Source organism: Ilumatobacter sp. (assembly GCF_030065885.1).
In the GTDB taxonomy this organism is placed as follows: Bacteria; Actinomycetota; Acidimicrobiia; order Acidimicrobiales; family Ilumatobacteraceae; genus Ilumatobacter.
The window spans coordinates 16,527-34,231 of record NZ_JASJCS010000058.1; the positions used below are offsets into that span (position 1 = coordinate 16,527).

The 17,705-nt window shown below is 70.8% G+C and carries 16 protein-coding genes; 7 read left to right on the plus strand and 9 right to left on the minus strand.

What is annotated here, in order from left to right; translation table 11 throughout:
• Positions 1–65 precede the first annotated feature (65 nt).
• Entirely contained in the window at positions 66–872 is an 807-nt protein-coding gene (locus tag QNJ12_RS13200; RefSeq protein WP_300623139.1) for a L,D-transpeptidase, read from the plus strand.
• A 247-nt stretch (positions 873–1,119) separates the two neighbouring features.
• A complete protein-coding gene (locus QNJ12_RS13205) occupies positions 1,120–2,406 on the plus strand; it encodes an LCP family protein (RefSeq protein ID WP_300623141.1) in 1,287 nt (428 codons plus the stop codon).
• On the opposite strand, the gene QNJ12_RS13210 is transcribed toward QNJ12_RS13205, so the two are convergent.
• The 3 genes from QNJ12_RS13210 to QNJ12_RS13220 all read right to left on the minus strand — a co-directional run bounded on the left by QNJ12_RS13210 (position 2,407) and on the right by QNJ12_RS13220 (position 5,700).
• Positions 2,407–3,264, minus strand: coding sequence for a vWA domain-containing protein (locus tag QNJ12_RS13210; RefSeq protein WP_300623143.1), 858 nt, complete (start codon positions 3,262–3,264; stop codon positions 2,407–2,409). It abuts the gene before it with no gap.
• An 80-nt stretch (positions 3,265–3,344) separates the two neighbouring features.
• Positions 3,345–4,262, minus strand: coding sequence for a MoxR family ATPase (locus QNJ12_RS13215; RefSeq protein WP_300623145.1), 918 nt, complete (start codon positions 4,260–4,262; stop codon positions 3,345–3,347).
• Positions 4,263–4,575: 313 nt separating this feature from the next.
• Positions 4,576–5,700, minus strand: a complete 1,125-nt coding sequence (locus QNJ12_RS13220) for an NDMA-dependent alcohol dehydrogenase (protein ID WP_300623147.1) — start codon at positions 5,698–5,700, stop codon at positions 4,576–4,578.
• 72 nt (positions 5,701–5,772) lie between these two features.
• On the opposite strand from QNJ12_RS13220, the gene QNJ12_RS13225 reads away from it, so the two are divergent.
• Positions 5,773–6,285 (plus strand): hypothetical protein, encoded by a 513-nt coding sequence (locus tag QNJ12_RS13225; RefSeq protein WP_300623148.1) that lies wholly within the window; start codon positions 5,773–5,775, stop codon positions 6,283–6,285.
• Between the two features lie 42 nt (positions 6,286–6,327).
• The gene (locus tag QNJ12_RS13230) at positions 6,328–7,152 is read left to right on the plus strand and encodes a PhzF family phenazine biosynthesis protein (protein WP_300623150.1); all 825 of its coding nucleotides are present in this window, start codon (positions 6,328–6,330) and stop codon (positions 7,150–7,152) included.
• A 42-nt stretch (positions 7,153–7,194) separates the two neighbouring features.
• Here QNJ12_RS13230 and QNJ12_RS13235 read toward each other — a convergent pair whose 3' ends face one another.
• Genes QNJ12_RS13235 through QNJ12_RS13255 form a run of 5 tightly spaced genes read right to left on the minus strand, consistent with a single transcriptional unit; the run spans position 7,195 to position 14,217 of the window.
• Positions 7,195–10,212, minus strand: coding sequence for a pitrilysin family protein (locus QNJ12_RS13235; RefSeq protein ID WP_300623152.1), 3,018 nt, complete (start codon positions 10,210–10,212; stop codon positions 7,195–7,197).
• A 60-nt stretch (positions 10,213–10,272) separates the two neighbouring features.
• Positions 10,273–12,084 carry a nitrite/sulfite reductase gene (locus QNJ12_RS13240; RefSeq protein ID WP_300623153.1) on the minus strand — a complete coding sequence of 604 codons (1,812 nt, stop codon included), beginning with the start codon at positions 12,082–12,084 and terminating at the stop codon, positions 10,273–10,275.
• The gene (gene cobA, locus QNJ12_RS13245; protein WP_300623154.1) at positions 12,081–12,881 is read right to left on the minus strand and encodes a uroporphyrinogen-III C-methyltransferase; all 801 of its coding nucleotides are present in this window, start codon (positions 12,879–12,881) and stop codon (positions 12,081–12,083) included. Before cobA ends, QNJ12_RS13240 begins: the two co-directional genes overlap by 4 nt.
• The gene (locus QNJ12_RS13250) at positions 12,878–13,525 is read right to left on the minus strand and encodes a bifunctional precorrin-2 dehydrogenase/sirohydrochlorin ferrochelatase (RefSeq protein ID WP_300623156.1); all 648 of its coding nucleotides are present in this window, start codon (positions 13,523–13,525) and stop codon (positions 12,878–12,880) included. The genes cobA and QNJ12_RS13250 overlap by 4 nt, the downstream gene beginning before the upstream one ends.
• The gene (locus QNJ12_RS13255; protein ID WP_300623158.1) at positions 13,522–14,217 is read right to left on the minus strand and encodes a phosphoadenylyl-sulfate reductase; all 696 of its coding nucleotides are present in this window, start codon (positions 14,215–14,217) and stop codon (positions 13,522–13,524) included. The genes QNJ12_RS13250 and QNJ12_RS13255 overlap by 4 nt, the downstream gene beginning before the upstream one ends.
• Before the next feature lie 123 nt (positions 14,218–14,340).
• Between QNJ12_RS13255 and QNJ12_RS13260 the strand changes: the two genes are divergently transcribed.
• The gene (locus QNJ12_RS13260) at positions 14,341–14,595 is read left to right on the plus strand and encodes a hypothetical protein (protein WP_300623160.1); all 255 of its coding nucleotides are present in this window, start codon (positions 14,341–14,343) and stop codon (positions 14,593–14,595) included.
• Positions 14,596–14,685: 90 nt separating this feature from the next.
• Complete coding sequence (locus QNJ12_RS13265; protein WP_300623162.1) at positions 14,686–15,216, plus strand: hypothetical protein; 531 nt, start codon at positions 14,686–14,688, stop codon at positions 15,214–15,216.
• On the opposite strand, the gene QNJ12_RS13270 is transcribed toward QNJ12_RS13265, so the two are convergent.
• Positions 15,207–17,171 (minus strand): AAA family ATPase, encoded by a 1,965-nt coding sequence (locus tag QNJ12_RS13270; RefSeq protein WP_300623164.1) that lies wholly within the window; start codon positions 17,169–17,171, stop codon positions 15,207–15,209. The genes QNJ12_RS13265 and QNJ12_RS13270 overlap by 10 nt on opposite strands.
• Positions 17,172–17,234: 63 nt before the next feature.
• On the opposite strand from QNJ12_RS13270, the gene QNJ12_RS13275 reads away from it, so the two are divergent.
• A partial coding sequence (locus QNJ12_RS13275) for an SDR family NAD(P)-dependent oxidoreductase (protein ID WP_300623166.1) occupies positions 17,235–17,705 on the plus strand: 471 nt, incomplete at its 3' end.

A 17,705-nucleotide genomic window follows, 5' to 3' on the forward strand; every position in this document is an offset into this window, starting at 1 on the left:
GTGAACGGTCGATACAGCCGCTCAGCCCTCGACCTGGACTGCCAGGACCGGTAGCCTCGCCACCCATGGTTCCGAGGTTGGGTCGGTTCATCTTCCCGGCGGCGATCGGCGTCGCGTTGATCGCGACCAGCGCGTCGGTGGTCGGCGCTGGCACGCCGCCGCCCTCGAGTGGGCCCGGTTCGAGCGTGCCCGAGACCGCTCCGCCGACGAGCGAACCGGCCCCGACGGCGCCCGAGACCAGCGCACCACCTGCTCCCACGACGACCACCACCACGTCGACCACGTCCACGACGACGACCACGTCCACGACGACCACCACCACGACACCGCTGCCGCTCGTTGTCGAGCTACCGGCACCACCGACGCGGATCACACCGACCCGCGGCAGCCAGGTGCAGGTCACCGACACGCAACCGCCGCCGCCTACCACGACCACCACGCTCCCACCCGGTTGGGAGCTGCCACCCGGCAGCGGCACCGGCCGCCGGGTCGTCTACTCCAAGTCGCAGCAGCGGGTGTGGACCGTCGAGGCCGACGGCACCGTGTCGAAGAGCCATCTGGTGTCAGGCCGGCTGACCTGGAACCAGCCGCTCCCGGGCACCTACAGCGTGTTCTCACGCTCGAAGCACACGTGCAACATCAAGAACCCGCACATCTGCTGGCGATACATGGTCCGCTTCACCAAGGGCCCCGGCGGCGACAACATCGGCTTCCACGAGATCCCGACGGACACGCGCACCGGCCGGAAGCTGCAGTCGCTCAGCCAGCTCGGCACGGCGCGTTCAGCCGGCTGCGTCCGCCAGGCCCCGAGCGACGCCCTGTACATGTGGAACTGGGCCGGGATCGGCACCAAGGTGGTCGTGCTCCAATGACCGCCACGCGCTCGGCCGGCGCCACACGCCACCAGGCAGAGCGCCCTGGTGCCGGGCCCGCCACGACGCGCTGAGGCGGCTCCGAGCACGGTCCGGCACCAGGTACGTCGCGCTCTCGGCTCACACGACATCGACCCGCTCGCTGCGCCATCCGGCGGACGTCGTCGTGCCCGGACCGTCACGCTCCAGGCGGCGCACAGCCGTGCTGTAGCTCGCGTGCGGACGGCCACTACGCTGACCGGCGCCCATGGCCACCACGAAGCAGCGTCGAACCTGGCCACAGCGTCTCACGCTGCTGACCGTCATCGTGACGTCGATTGCGTGCTTCGCAGCCGCCGGCGCGTTGGCGGCCGGCCAATGGGTGCTGTCGCAGCGCCAGCTCGTCGAGCTCGACGAGCCGACGACCGACCACGACGCCAGCGGCGGCACGGTGCAGGTGCTCGTGCCCGGTGCCACGACGACCACCCTGCCGGCGGCCGGCCCCGGCGCGACCACGACCACCATCGCGCTCGCCGAGCCCGAGGCCGCGAACTTCCTGATCGTCGGTGCCGACAACGGCGACTGCGACGAGAACGGCAACGCGATCGTCCTCGAGGACCGCAGCGACATCGGCGAGCGCAGCGACACGATCATGATCTGGCGGGCCAACCCCGAGAGCGACCAGCTGGCCGTGCTCTCCCTCCCCCGCGACCTCTACGTCGACATCGCCGGTGGCCGCAAGGCGCGCATCAACAGCGCGTACCGCCGCGACGACCCGAGCCGCCTGATCGACACGATCTTCCTCAACTTCGGCATCCCGGTCGATCACTACGTGCAGATCGACTTCTGCGCGTTCCGGCGGCTGGTCGACGCCGTCGGGGGCGTCACCGTGCCGTTCGAGTTCCCGGCCCGCGACAAAGCGTCGGGCCTGTTCGTCCCGGACGCCGGCTGCATCACGCTCGACGGCGGTGAGGCGCTCGCGTACGTACGGTCCCGCAAGTACCAGTACGAGGACCCACCGGGGAGCGGGCGCTGGATCTCGGATGGGACGTCCGACTTCGGGCGGATCGCGCGGCAGCAGGACTTCCTTCGCCGCGTCGTGGCCGATGCGATCGACGACGGGCTGTACTCGCCGTCGCTGGCCACGGCGCTGATCGAGACGAACCGTGAGTACGTCGTGACCGACACCGGCCTGACGCTGCGACGGTTGCTCGAGTTCGCCAACACGTTGCGGTCGCTCGACCCGGCCGAGATCACGACCTATCGCATCGAGTCGTCCTCGCAGACGATCAGCGGCCAGGAGGTCGAGAGCCCACGGCTCGGTGGCGACAACATGCAGGCGATCCTCGCCGTGTTCCGGGGCGAGGCGACGCTGGCGTCGGCGCCCGAGCAAGTGGTCGAGGTCGACCCCGACGACGTCGACGTCGTGCTGGACACGGTCGACCCACCGGAGGACGACGCCTCCGATGCACCGGTGCCCACCACGCTGCCGACGGTCGAGGCCGAGGAGAACGTCGTCGGCGTCGCGCCGGGCCGCGACCTCTCGTGCACGTGATCAGCCGCGGTCGAGCACACGACTCAGTGCCGCGACGACCGTCGACGGCCCCTCGACGGTCGTGACGCGGGCGCCGACCGCACCGGCGAGCGCCTCGGCCTCGACGCTGTCGCCCGCAGGAGCCACGATCACCAACTCGGTGAGCTCGCCAGCTGCCGCCACGACATCGCCCGGTTCGGTCGCCCGGCAGTCGGACAGCAGGATCGTGACCCGCCGCTCGGCCGACGCCCACCGCAGCTGCTCACCGGCCGCCCGCAACGCCTGAGCGACATCGGTGGTGCCGTGTCCGCGGAGGGCGAGGACCCGATCGATCACATCGTCGGTCGAGCGCGTCTCCCACATCGCCTTCGCTGCGATGACGTCGCGACCGAACGAGAGCGTGGCGTACTGGTCGCCGGCCCGAACCGCCACGGCAGCGGCGGCCAGCGCGGCGGTCGCCAGCGGCTCACCCTGCATCGACCCGCTCCGATCGACCAGGAGGCACCAGGCGACGCGTGGCTTCCCCCACGCGCGGACGACGAGCTCATCCGAATCGACGAGGCGACCCGCGGCGCGCGCCTGCACGAGCGGGTCGAGACTCCGATCGAGGTCGATGTCGCCGCTGTCCGGTTCGTACGGCCGCGAGACGAGCCGGCCGATGCCGCGGGATTCGGGGGGCTCGATGCGCGCGAGATCGACGAACAGCCTCGCGGCGATCGCCTTGGCCAGCTCGCGCAGACGGGCATCGGTCGCCCGGGTCAGGTCGGCGAGGAGCGCCAGCGCCTCGTCGGGGGACTCGTCGAGCAGCTCCTCCAGCGCAGCGGCGTCGAGCTCGCCGACGTCGGGAGACACCTCCTCGAACGCCGCTGAGCCGGCCATCTCGCGTCGCGAGATCGTTCGCCTGCGAGCCTCGTCGATCGCTGCGTCGGCATCGGCGCCGGTGGCGGTCGGCGGTGGGTCTACCGGCCCGTCGCCGCCCCCGTCGGGGCGATCGCTTTTCCCGCTTGGGGCTCCTCGACGGGCGACTCGAACACCTGCCGCCACAGCTCGGTGATGATCGACTCGGGGTCGCGGGTCGAACCCTCGCGCACACGGATCCGACCCGACAGCGCAACCAGCGCGGCGTCGAGCGAGACCGCCAGATCGGTCACGTCGACCTTGCGGACATCGGCGAGCGAGGAGGCGACCGCGCACATGTCGATCGCTCCTCGCACCGAGGAGCCGATGCGGACATCGGGGTGATCGCGCGTCCGACGGACGAGTTCGACGACCTGCTCTCGCCATGCCGACGGCACGTCGACCCGGTGACGGGTGGTGATCGCGACCTCGTCGTCGGCGTCCTGGTAGTCGACGGCGAGCCGGCAGACACGGTCGTAGATCGCCGACGAGATCCGAGCGGTGCCGACCGCGTCGAACGGGTTCATGGCGGCGACGAGACGGAATCCGGGCGCCGCCGGCACGCGCCCGAGGCGAGGCACCGTGATCTCGTGCTCGCTCATCACGGTCACCAGCACGTTGAGCGTCTCCTCGGGGACCCGGTTGAGCTCCTCGATGTACAGCAACGACCCCTGGCGGAGCGCAGCGACGAGCGGACCGTCGACGAACACGTCGGCTTCGTAGCCCTCGGCGAGCACGCGCGCCGGGTCGAAGTGACCGACGAGCCTCGCCGGCGTCAGTTCGGCGTTGCCCTCGACGAACTCGAACCCGATGCCCAGCTCGTGTGCAAGCGACCGCAGCAGCGTGGACTTCCCCGTCCCCGGCGGGCCCTCGAGCAGCACGTGGCGGTCTGCGGCCAACGCGGCGACGACCAGGTCGATCTCGCGGCGCCGCCCCACGACGGACGAAGCGAGCCGATCGACGATGTCGTGGGGGTTCACGCCGGCGACCGTACCGGCTCGCCGAGCCCCCCGCCGATCCGGCCCGGCCGATTTCGCCCCGTCCCGCCCACCCCACCGGTCGACCGCATCACGCCGAACGAGCGCAGGCGAGCGAAGCGGAGGCAGCGAGCACGGCAGGCGCAGCCGAGCCGGCTTCGCCGGTCGGCCCCGCCCGATCGGAATTAGTCGACCGCGCCGCACCGCGGAGGTGGGCGAGCGCCGAAGCCGCGACGCCTGAAGCGCCGTTGCGGAGGCAGCGAGCACGGCAGGCGCAGCCGAGCCGGCTTCGCCGGTCGGCCCAGCCCGATCGGAATCAGTCGTAGACGATCACGCCGCGGATGTTCTCGCCGTTCCGCATCGCCTCGTAGCCGTCGTTGATCTCGTCGAGCGTGTAGGTCTTGGTGACCAGGTCGTCGAGGTTGAGCTGGCCCGCGAGGTAGAGCTCGAACAGCCGCGGGATGTCCTTGCGGATGTTCGCCGAGCCGAAGAGCGAGCCGCGGAGCTGCTTCTCCATCATCGTGAGCATGATCGCGGGCACCGAGATGCTGCCCTCGGTCGTCGAGTGCAGGTTGGTCACGACGATCTTGGCCCGCTTGCCGCCGAGGTTGAACCCCTCGCCGAGCGAGTCGCCGTCGCCGGTGCCCATCGTCATGATCACCTTGTCGTAGCCGCGATCCCAGGTGACATCGCCGAGCGCCGCCTGCGCCTCCTCCATCGAGGCGAACGTGTGCGTCGCACCGAACTCCATCGCCTTCTCGCGCTTGAACTCGACCGGATCGATCGCGGCGATCACGCGGGCGCCCGCCATCTTGGCGCCCTGGATCGCGTTGGACCCGATGCCGCCGCAACCGACCACGGCGACGTAGTCGCCGGGCTCGACCTCGGCGGTGTACACGGCCGACCCCCAGCCGGTGACGACGCCGCAGCCGAGGAGGCACCCCTTGTCGAGCGGCCAGTCCTTGTCGACCTTGATGCAACTCGCCTCGTTGACCACCGTGTGCTCGGCGAACGTGCCGATCAGGCACATCAGGCCGAGATCCTTGCCGTCGAGCGTGTGGTGACGGTGCGTCGCGTCGAGGGCCTGGGTTCCTTCGGTGAAGGTCGCGAGCAGGTCGCAGAGGTTGGAGTGCCCGTCGGCACAGGACGGGCACCGACCGCACGCCGGGATGAAGCCGAAGACCACGTGGTCGCCCGGCTCGAGCCAGTCGACTCCTTCGCCGACCTCCTGCACGATGCCGGCACCCTCGTGACCGCCGATCATCGGCGGAGGTGGCACGAGCCCGGCGATGTGGCCGTCGTAGGCGTGTTCGTCCGAGTGGCACATCCCCGAGGCCACCATCTTGACGAGCACCTCGCCGCGCTTGGGCGGGTCGAGCTCGATCTCCTCGACGCTCCACGGCGTGTTGTAATCGCGCAGGACGGCGGCTCGTGTTCTCATGGCAGACCCCCAGATCTGGATGACGTTCGGTCGAAGCGTTGCGTTTCGGACTGTAGCCAGCATCCTGTGGGCGTGCCGAGCCCTGAGCAGATCATGCAATCGGTCCGTTCGATGTCCACGGACGAGCTCCACAACCTCGCCGAGGCGGTGCGCCAGGCGCAGATCGAGCGGGCGATCGACGGTGGCGACCACGATGCGATCATCGCCCGCGCGTTCGAGATCGGGTTCGGGCGGGACGGCCTCGGGGTGCTGCCGTGGGTCGAGGGCACCGTGATCGTCTGCCCGGGCGGCCTGGTGTCGAGATCGCGGACCAGCCATCGCTGCAGGTTCGTCAGCGTCGACGACGTCTGGGTCTGGGACTCGGGTCTGCTGCTGCGCGAGGACAAGCGTTCCTCGCCGGGCGTCGAGGACGGCTTCCGCGCCATCGCACTGTTGCCACTGGTCGACGGCACCGAGCTCGACGTGGTCAGCGGACGCGCTCGGTCGGGCGGCCACTCCGTCGAGCACGTCGTCTCCTACGAGGTGCGGGCCGGTGAGCTCGTCGAGGTGAGCCAGCGCGACGTGGCCACCAAGAACATGCGCTGATCCGATCAGCGCCCGCCCCGGTCGATGTGACAGGTTGTCGGCGTGCAGCGACGTTTCGAGCAGGTCGACGTGTTCACGTCAGTGCCGTACCGGGGGAACCCGCTGGCGGTCGTCATCGACGGTGAGGGGCTCGGCACGGACGAGATGCAGCGGTTCGCCAACTGGACCAACCTGTCGGAGACGACGTTCCTCGTGCCGCCCACCGACCCGGCGGCCGACTACCGGGTGAGGATCTTCACACCGACGGCCGAGCTGCCGTTCGCCGGGCATCCGACGCTCGGGACCTGCTCGGTGTGGCTGGGGCGAGGCGGGCGCCCGGCCGGCGACCTGATCGTGCAGGAGTGCGGGGTCGGCCTCGTCCGGCTGAGGCGGGAGGGCGATCGGCTCGCGTTCGCCGCCCCACCGCTGCTCCGGTCCGGCCCCGTCGACGACGAGCTGCGGGCGCGGATCGAGAGCGTGCTCGGGACCGGCGTGATCGACGCAGCGTGGGCAGACAACGGCCCGGGCTGGGTCGCGGCCGAGCTGGCCGACGCCGACGCCGTGCTGGCGGTCGAGCCCGACTTCGCGGGCGACCCGTTCGACCTGGGCATCGTCGGCCGCGCCGGTCCGGAACACGACCACGACGTGGAGGTGCGGGCGTTCTTCCCCGGCCCGAGCGGGGCTGCCGAGGATCCGGTGACGGGCAGCCTCAACGCCTCCGTCGCACAATGGTTGATGTCGCGCGATCCGTCGGTGCGGTCGTACGTCGCTCGACAGGGCACCGCGCTCGGCCGCGACGGGCGGGTCCACGTCGACGCCGATGAGGACGGCACGGTCTGGATCGGCGGCCACGTCGCTCGCTGCATCTCGGGCACGGTCGAGCTCTGACGGCGGAGTCGGCGTCCTCGGCGACGGCGCCGGCGCGCCAGGTCAGCGCGGCAACACGACGACCTGGATGTACTCGTCGGGCGAGATGTGCTCACCGACGTATCGGCGGACGGCGTCGGCCGTCACGTCCTGGAGCTCGAAGAACTCGGTGAGGTAGTCGTCGAGGTCGAGCCGGGGCGCCACGGCGTCGTCGAGCATCTCGCGGATGAACTGACCGTTGTTGACTAAGTTGTACGACTCCTCGACCTGCGCGAAGGCATTCGTGAACTCCTGCCCGCTCGGCCCCTCGGCGCCGAGCTGGGCGAACTCCGCCGTGACGAGATCGGCGATCGCCTCGACGCGGTCGGGTGCGCCGGTGACCCGCACGAACGTCTCGATGACCGGGTCGGGGTCCGTCGTGATGTAGGTGACGGCTCGCGGCGAGTAGGTCTCACCGAGCTCTTCGCGGATCACGTCGGTCAGTCGTGCGTCGAGCACCTCGGTGACGACGTCCTTGGTCGCCCGAAGGCGCCCGTCGACGTCGTCGATCGGGCTGGTGAACAGCAGCGTGACCGACGCGGTGTCGCCGGTACCGGCACGCCGGGTGGTCTCGACGACGGTCGCCGGCGGTGGGTCCTCGACGTCGAGCCACGTCTCGGAGCGCCCGTCGCTCGGCACCGTCGCCAGATACGCGCTCGAGAGCTCGATCACGTCGTCGACGTCGACGTCGCCGGCGAATGCGAACACCCAGCCGTCGGCGTCGCCGAAGCGATCGGTCCAGACACGTTCGACGCCGTCGAGGTCGAGCGTTGCGAACTCGCCCGGTTCGGGCAGCGTGGCGTACCGGAGCTCGCCGGGGTAGCGGGTGTCGACGTAGGCGTCGTCGGCCGTGCGAGCCGGGTCGGACGTCGGGTCGTCGATCACGGGTTGCTCCTGACGCTGCACCTGCCCCAGCGCCACGGGGTCGAATCGCGGCTGCGTCATGTACAGGTGGATGAGCTGGAACAGCACCTCGAGGTCCGCCGTGGCCGCACGCCCCGAGAAGTTCTCGAGGTACGGCGTGATCCACGCCCCGATCTCGACGTCCTCGCTGGCGACGATCTCGGCGAGCTCGGCCTGGTTGAAGTCGGCGACGCCTCCCGAGGTGACGACGTCGGGGGCGTAGAGCGCGTCGACGACGTCGTCGTCGGCGACGAGCGACGAACCGCCCGGGCTCCTCGCCTGGAAGAACACCTGGCCCTCGATGATCTCGTTGGTGGTCACCCGCACCGCGAGGCCGTTGGGGAACGCGACCTCGATCGGGTCGAAGAAGCTCGTGGGGTCGTCGACGAGCTGGACGACCGACTCGGGGGCGACCGGATCGGGTCGGGCCATCAGCGCATCGGGCAGCTCGCGCTCGGCGGCCCGTGGCTCGATGTCGCGGGCCGGGAGGGCGGTGATCGCCTCGAGGACCTCGGCCTGGCCGGGCATCTGCTCGGCGACGGCCTCGGGCGCCGAGATGATGACGTGCGGCCAGGTGTTGAGCCACCGGGCCCGGAAGCGTTCGTCGACGGCCTGCGGCGTGATGGCGGCCAGCTCGGCGGTCAGGACCTCGTACTCGTCGGCGACCGACGGGTACGGCCGCCCGCGCAGGAAGTGCGCGACGTAGTCGTCTGCGTACACCGCGTCCTGGGTGCTGTCGCGGCCGTCGAACTCGGTGTCGTAGCCCGACTGCAGGGCTTGCTTGGCGACGTCGACCTCGTCGTCGCCGAACCCGAACCGCCCGGCGCGCTCGTACTCGTCGAGCAAGGCCTGCAGCGCGTCGGTCGCCCGTTCGGCGTCGGTGATCGCGAACAGCGCCGGAGCGTCGAGGGTGGCCACGAAACTGTTACCACCGCGGACGATCTCGTCGAACGGCGCTCGCCCGGCGGCGATGTCCTGCTCGAGCCGACGGATCAGGGCGTCGTAGATGATGCGGTCGATCGTCGAGGCTCGGCGAGCGGCCGTCCCGTTGCCGTCGATCGCCGGGAGCGGCAGCGTGACCTCGACGTCGACGGTCTGCTGGTCGGGATCGGCGTGGAGCGCGAACGCCGGCTCGTCGTCGAGCGGGTACGACACGTCGGGGCGATCGGGCAGGGCCTCCGAACGTGGCTCTGCCGGGCCGAAGAGGCGCTCGATGTCGGCGACGATCTCGCCGACGTCGATCTCGCCGACGACGATCACGGCGGCGTTGTCGGGTCGATACCACGCGTCGTAGAACGTGCGGAGCTCCTCGGTCGACATGCTCATGATCGACTCCTCGGTACCGATCGGCGACCGCCCGCCGTAGGGGGTGTCCGCGAGGTACATCTGCTCGGCGATCGAGAACAGCCGGCCGCGGGTGGTCTGGGTCCTGACCCGCCACTCGTCCTGGACGACGCCGCGCTCGGCCTCGACCTGCTCGGGGTCGATCGTGGCGAACGACAACCACTGCTGGAGCACCGTCAACCCCAGCTCGAGCGTCTGCGGGTCGTTCGGCACGTTCAGCTGGTACACCGTCTCGTCGAACGAGGTGTAGGCGTTGACGTCGGCGCCGAACGACGCACCGAAGCTCCGCAATGTGGCGATCAGCTCGTTCTTGGGAAACGCCTCGGTGCCGTTGAAGAGCATGTGCTCGGCGAAGTGCGCGAGCCCGGTGGTCGGCCCGAGCTCGTTGACCGAACCCGCCTTGATCGCCAGTCGCAGCTCGGCCTTGCCGCCGGGGTTGTCGTTGGCGCGCACGTAGTACCGGAGTCCGTTGTCGAGCGTGCCGGTTCGGACGGCGTCGTCGGCCGGGAAGGGCTCGTCGGTCGTGTCGAGCAAGCCGGGCAGTGCGGGGCCGACGGGGCGCGCCGGCGGGGTGTCGTCGACGGCGACCGTCTCGGCCCCGATGGCGTCGTCGATCTCGTCGGCGGCGCCACGCGTGTCCGGGTCGTCCTCCTGCGCTGATCCCTCGACGTTCGCCTGCTCGTCGTCGCCGCCGGTTGTCGTGGCGGGCGGCTCGGTCGCGGCGTCGTCGTCCGACGACGAGCACGCCGTGACAGCGAGGCACAGCGAGACCAACACCGAGAGACGCCGCCGCATCCGTCGGACTCTAGGCGGGGCCGCGGCCGCTCGATCGGCGGCCCGTCGACCCGGTCGCCGTCAGGTGGCGCACTCGCTCTCGCCGACGTCGGCCACGTACGGACCGGTCTCCCCGAAGTCCGTGTAGTAGCTCGGGTCGTCCTCGTACGCCGGGAAGGCGTCGAGGTCGCCGAGCGTCGGCGCGATCGACCCGACGCCGCCGGCCCGATCCAACCAGGCGCGAAACGTCTCGCCCGCACCGCGCTCCCCCGCGAAGCGGCGGATCACCCGCACGGCCGCCTCGGCGGCATTCCTCGCCGGCAACCGGAGCGCCTTGTCGCCGAAGTGGATCCGTTCATCGCCGACGTACCCGCCGAGCAGCATCTGGTAGCCCGGGGCGGAGCGGCCGTGCGCACGCCGTTCGGCCCCGAAGAAGCCGATGTCCGCTGCGTGGTGCTGGCCGCACGAGTTCGTGCAACCCGAGATGTTGATCCGGATGCCGCCGACCTCGGCGAGGCCCTCCTCCTCCAGCCGCTCACCGATCGCCTTGGCCAACCCGCGGCTCTGGGTCACCGCGAGGTTGCACGTGTCCGCGCCCGGGCAGGCGACGACGTCGCGCGCCAGTTCGGCACCGGGTTCGGCCATCCCGATCGCGGCGAGCCGTTCGTAGAGCTCCGGCAGCTGGTCGTCGGTGAGATCCCTGACGACGACGTTCTGGCGGTTGGTGAGACGGAGGCCGACGCAGAGCTCGCGCTGGAGCGCGGCCAGCGCCCGGAACTGTGCTGCCGTGATGTCGCCGAGCTCGGCCCACGCGTACGCGGAGACCGTCCCGTTGGCGGCGCCGCGGACCACGTTGGCGTGGTGCCAGCGGACGTAGGGCGACAAGCCGCCCAGACTCACCGGGGTCACCCGTCCCTGGCCGATGGCCGTCACCTCGGCTCCCCCGGCGACGCCTGCCGGCTCGTCGCCCCGCTCGATCACCTCCCCGGGGATCCCGCCCGGCCAGTCGGCCGACGCCGGCAGGAACTTCCTGGCGGCCAACACGCGACGGCGCACCTCGTCGAAGCCGAGCGTGTCGACGAGCCACTTCATCCGGGCCCGCAGCTTGTTGTCGCGGTTACCGGCCTCGTTGAACACCCGCAGGATCGCCTCGATCGTCGGCAACAGCTCCTCGCGCGGGGTGAACTCCTCGAGCGCGAGTGCCGGATGCGGAGTCGCACCGAGCCCTCCGGCGAGGTACACGCGGAAGCCGCGTTCGAGCTCGCCGTTGACCCCGGTGCGCGTCACGGCGACGACGCCCGCGTCGTTGAACATCGCCTGCCCGCAGTCCGTCGCACAGCCCGAGAAGTTGATCTTGAACTTGCGCGGCAGGCGCTGCCCGAGCGGGTTGCGGACGAAGTGCCGGTAGGTGGCCTCGGCCCAGTGGGTGATGTCGAGCACCTCCTGGGGGCACGCGCCCGCGAGGTGGCACCCCTGGATGTTGCGCACCGTGTCGCCGCACGCCTCGCGGCTGGTCAGACCGACCGAGGCGAGGTGCTCCATCACGTCGGGGATCTCGTCGAGCTGCACGAAGTGGAACTGCAGGTTCTGCCGGGTCGTGATGTGGCCCCACCCCCGGCTGTACCGCTCGGCGATGTAGGCCATCATCTCGAGCTGCGCCGGCGTCATCGAGCCGTACGGCACCTTCACACGCACCATCTGGTTCGTGCCGCCCTGGCGCTGTCCGTAGATCCCGTTGGTCAGCCGGAACACCCGGAAGACGTCCTCGGCGAGCTCACCCGAGCGGTACCGGTCGAGTTGCTCGCGGAACTTGGCGATGTCGGCGACCTGGTCGCGATCCCACTCGCGGCGCGGCAGGACGTCGATCTCGGGCCGGTCGTCCAGGATCGTCACGACGGTGCTCCTTGCGCGACTGCGTCCGGCGGTGGCTCGGTTGCGTCGAACCCGACGACCGAATCGACCGCGTCGAGCGCCTCGAGTGCGGCGAGCACGTTGCGGCCGGCCACCTCGCCGATCACGATCGTCGACGGGTTGCGCAGCCGCCTCGCCCCGAGCCGGTCGAGTCGTGTCCGCTCGAGCGTCTGGTCGGGGCAGGTGGCCGCGGTGATCACCGCCGCCGGTGTGTCGGGTCGCATCCCGCCCGCGATGAGGCGCTCGGCGATCGACGCCGCCCGGGCCGCTCCCATCAGGATCACGAGCGTGGTGCCGGCGCCGGCGAGCGCCGTCCAGTCCAAGGCCCGGTCGGTCGCGGGGTCCTGATGGGCGGTCACGATGCTGACACCGCTGGCCACACCGCGCATCGTCACCGGGATGCCGGCCGCAGCGGGCGCGGCGACGCTCGAACTGATGCCGGGCACGACCTCGACCGGGACGCCGGCGGCGACGAGCGCTTCGGCCTCCTCGCCACCACGCCCGAACACGAACGGGTCGCCGCCCTTCAGCCGAACGACCGTGTCGAACCGGCGACCGCGGTCGACCAGCAGGCCGTTGATCTCCGACTGGCTGTTCCGGCGCGAACCCGGCACCTTGCCGACGTCGATCAACTCCGCCCACGGCGCAGTCGAGGCCAGCACGCGACCGTCGACGAGACGGTCGTGCACGACGACGTCGGCCTGCGACAGGAGGGTCACCGCGCGCATGGTGAGCAGGTCGGGGTCGCCGGGTCCTGCGCCGACGAGGTGAACGGTCATCGCGGTGCTCCTTCCAGGCCGAGCGCGCGACGGACCTCGTCGCGAGCGGCGTCGAGGTGACCGCCCGCGACCATCGTGAACAGTCCGTCGTGCAGCGCTTCGTCCCATCCCGGCACCTCGGTCGTGCCGCGCTGGTCGCGTGCCTCGTCGCGCACCTCGCTCAGCAGATCGAGCACCCGGGCATGGGTCTCGGTGAAGGCCGCCTCGAGTTGGCGGCGGATCCACTTCGCCATCGCGGGGCTGCGCCCGTTGGTCGAGATCGAGATCTGGAGGTCGCCACGGGCGACGACCGCAGGAAGGATGAACGAGCAGTTCGCGGGGTCGTCGGCCGAGTTGACCAGCACGTTGGCGGCCTCGCCGTCGCGTGCCACCTGCGCGTTGACAGCGGCTGCGTCGGTGGCCGTGATCGCGATGCGGTACGAGGCGACCTCGCCACGCCGGTATGGGCGCGCGTGCCAGCGGATGTCGGGGTCCTCGGCGATCTCGGGCACGGCCTCGGGAGCGACGACCGTGACGTGCGCACCCGCCCGCACGAGCCCACGCGCCTTGTGGGCACCGACCGGGCCGGCACCGACCACCAGGGCGCGACGGCCCCGCAGGTCGAGCACGACGGGGTACGGCGCCACCAGAGCGGGCGCGCTCATCGGTGTAGCCCGCATTCGGTCTTCGCCGTGCCCGACCACCGGCCCGCGCGGCGCTCGACGGAGGGTTCGGTGCACGGCCAGCATCCGATCGACGCGAAGCCGGCGTCCTTCAGCGGGTTGACGATGACGTCGTGCTGGGCGACGTACCGCGCGACCTCGTCGTCGCCCAGGTGGGCGATCGGGTTGATCTTGACGAGACCCCTCGCGTCGATCGAGACCGTCGGTGCGGTGAGGCGGCCCGGGTGGTCGGCGCGTCGGAGGCCGCTCAGCCAGGCGTCCGCACGGCCGGCGAGATAGCTGTCGAGCACCGTGACCTTGCGCGCCGCGCAGCAGGCGTCGGGGCCGTCGGCCCAGAGGTCGGCCGCCGCTGCGGCCGGCCGCATCACGGTCAGGTGCAACGCGTAGCGGTCCATCGCCTGCCGCACGGTCTGCAAGGTCTCGGCGAAGTGGTACCCGGTGTCGAGGAAGACGACCTCGATGTCCGGGTCGACGCGGGTCGCGATGTCGATCATGAGCGTGTCGGCGAACGACGCTGCGAGGACGAGCCGTCGGCCGAACGTCGCAGCGGCCCAGCCGACGATCTCGGCGGGCGTCGACGTCTCGAAACGGTCGTTGAGCTCGGCGAGCTCACCGGTCAGGGGATGGCTCGGGCGCATCGTGACGGACTGGGCGGAGGGGGTCGGCATTGGCATGAGGTGAAATCCGATCGGAGAGGTCGGGTTTCGGGGCGACGATACCGAAGGCACCGGTCACTATCAAGATAAATCTGATCAGATTCATCGGGTTTAGGTCACGGCGGCGCCAGACTCTTCGTCGTGCGCCGCTCGATCGACGACCTCCCCGCCTCCGACTCCGACCTCCCGCCCGGCATGGGGAACGACGTCGTCCCGCTGTCCTGGGCGGTCGCCATCAGCGACGACTACGGCGACGCCGAGGCACGCGTCGTCCTCACGGTCGAGGAGGTCGGCCGCCCTGGCGCAGGGCTGGTGTGCCACCTCTCCCCCGCCGCCGCCCGACGGCTGCGGGTGGCGATCGGTGATGCACTCCGCGAGATCGGCGAGACGACCTGACCGTCGATCGGGCCGAGCCGCACCGCCGCGCACGCCCGATCCCTCGGCAGCTCGTGGATACCCTGACAGCGCGCGTGAGAGGTGGCTGGCGTGGCGACGACCGCCGAGAGCATCAGAGACGGCCTGCGCTGGGTGGGCGGCCTGGTGAAGATCGGCGTCAAGCGCGCCCTGATCATCGGCATCTTGGCTGCGCTGTTCGCCGGCGCCGTGGTGATCACCACGCGAGAGCGGTCTTCGGACTGCTCGGGGATCATCGACGAGCAGCGGTCGCTGCTCGACTCGCTGCGCGAGCCGGATCCGAGTCGTTCCTTCCTGGCGCTCCGCGAGCCGGCGTGCAGCGACGGCGTGTTCGCAGTGCGGCTCGACGGTCTCGCCGACGAGATGGAGGCCGCCACCGACCAGCTCGCCGACGACGGATGGGGGCTCGAGACGAACTTCCTGCCGTTCTTCCAGGAGCTCTGGCGGCGGTGCTTCGCCAGCGACGATCCCGCGTGGGCCGCGATCGAGATCTCGATCGACGCGTCCCGGTCGGGCACAGTCCGAGAGGCGCGCGCGATCGCCCCCGAGGGGCTCGACGCCTGCGAGGCCGAGCGGCGCGATCGATCGCCGTTCTACCCGTGATGCCCGTCGGCCGATGCTCGCGCTCCCGCGATGAGCGGCGGCGCCGGTGCGTCGGTGACGAACGCCAGCTCCTGGACCGCGCGCGTCATCGCGACGTAGAGCAGGCGAGCTCCGCGGGGCGTCCCGTCGAGAATGGCGTGCGGGTTGACGACAACGACGCCGTCGAACTCGAGGCCCTTCACCGTCTCGGGCCCGAACATCGGCACGTCGTCGTGTCCCAGCTCGTGGAGGTGGTCGACCGCCACGAATCCGTGCCCCGACAGCGCGGCCCCGAGGTCGTCGTGCATCGACGGCGGCGCGACGAGCCCGGTGAGCCGGTGGCGGTGCTTGACCTGCGCGATCGTGCGTGCGACGGCGTCGGCGAGGTCGGCCGGTTCGACGTGGTGCCATGACGGCGGGTCACCCTCGCCGCGCACCGACTGGCTCGCCGTGGCATCGACACCCGTCTCGGGCAGCAGGCGGTTGGCGACCCGGAGGATCGGTTCGGGGACGCGATATCCGATCGTGAGATCGGCGACCTCACCAGCGGCGCCAAGGTGGGCGAACACATCCGACCAGCGTTCCTGACCGGCGGGCGTCGTCGACTGCGCCACGTCACCCACCAACGTGATCGAGCCGGCAGGTGAACGCCGGCCGATCACGCGGAGCGCGACAGCCGAGTGATCCTGCGCCTCGTCGACGACGATGTGGCCGTAGGTGAAGGGCGTGCCGTTGAGCAGCGTGTTCGCCTCGTCGACGAGGTACTGGTCGGCCACCGTCCACGCCCGCCGCTTGCCACGTGCGCCCGGCAGGTAGCGGTCGACGAGCGCGATCGGCTTCTGCGTCGGCCAGCACTTGTTGAGCACCGCCCTCAGCGGCCCGGCCTCGGACCAGCGATCGTCGCCGTTGCAGCGGCGTCGGAGCTCTCGCTGGGCGAGCACGCGCAGGCGTTCCCGGCGCTCGTTGATCGGCACGACGCCGAGCTTGGCCGCGTCGATCCACTCGGCGATCTGCGATCGCTGGAAGTGGTGCGTCCGCGCACCGATCGGCACCCTGACGTCGCCGTCGGGTGGCTGGATCGCGTCGAGGGCGCGCTGCTCGAGCTCGCCGAGGCGTGCTTGCGAACCCTTCCATCGCGCCCGCTCGACGTCATCGGTGCCGGTGATCTCGACGCGCGGGATGCACAGCTCGAACGCCGTGCACTGCCGCACGCTGCGCTCGCCGAGCGAGGGAAGCACATTGGCGATGTAGTCGAGGAACGCCTGGTTGGGCCCCACGACCAACACACCATCGCGGGCCAACCGGGCGCGGTGCTCGAAGAGCAGGTACGCGGCCCGGTGCAGCGCCACCGCCGTCTTGCCGGTGCCGGGGCCACCCTGCACGATGAGCGCCTGATCGATGCCCGACCGGATCACGACGTCCTGCTCGGCCTGGATCGTGGCGACGATCTCGCGCATCGCGCCCGACCTCGCTGCGCCGATCTCAGCGAGCACCGGGTCGGGGATGCCGGCGGCGACGTCGGCGGCCTCGGGGTCGTCGAGGTGCTCGTCGAGGTAGGCCGTCAGCTCGCCGTCGGCCAGCGTGAAGCGCCGGCGGAACGACACGCCGAGCGGGTCGACGGCCGTCGCACGGTAGAACGGCGCCGAGATCGGTGCCCGCCAGTCGACGACCACCGGGTCGTGCCGATCGTCCTCGATGTGCCGGCGGCCGATGTACCACCGGTCGCCGGGCCCACCGTCGGGTGACGCCTCGTCGATCCGGCCGAAGAACTCGCCCGCACCGGGTGAGCGCAGCGAGTCGAGTGCCTCCCAGACGGTCATCTCGACGTACTCGGCGGTGATCTCGTCGGCGGCGGATTGCGGATCGACGTGCTCGAGTCGCTCGATCATCCGGTCGCGACACGCGCGCGCGAACGCCAAGCGGGCGCGCTCGTCGTCGAGGTCGGGGAACGGGTCGGCCGTCACGTCCGTGGACATGGGGCCTGCGATGCTAGCGATCCGGCATCGTCGCGTCGCATCGGTTTCGGCCATCATCCAGGCGTGAAGATCGACGAACTGTTCTCCATCGACGGCAAGGTCGCCCTGGTCACCGGCGGATCGCGCGGCATCGGCGAGATGATCGCCGCCGGGTTCCTCGCCAACGGCGCCCGCGTCTACATCAGCTCGCGGAAGGTCGACGCGTGCGACGCGACCGCTGCGCGGTTGGCGGGGCGCTACGGCGGCGAGTGCATCTCGCTCCCGGCCGATCTGTCGAACCTCGACGGCATCGACGCGCTGACCGCTGCACTGCGCGAGCGCGAGGACCGGCTGGACATCCTGGTGAACAACGCCGGCGTCTCCTGGGGCGCGCCACTGGAGGAGTTCCCCGAGAAGGGCTGGGACAAGGTGATGGACACCAACGTCAAGGGCGTGTTCTTCCTCACGCAACGACTCCTGCCGCTCCTGGAGGCCGCCGCCACCGCCGACGACCCGGCGCGGGTCATCAACATCGGCTCGATCGACGGCATCAAG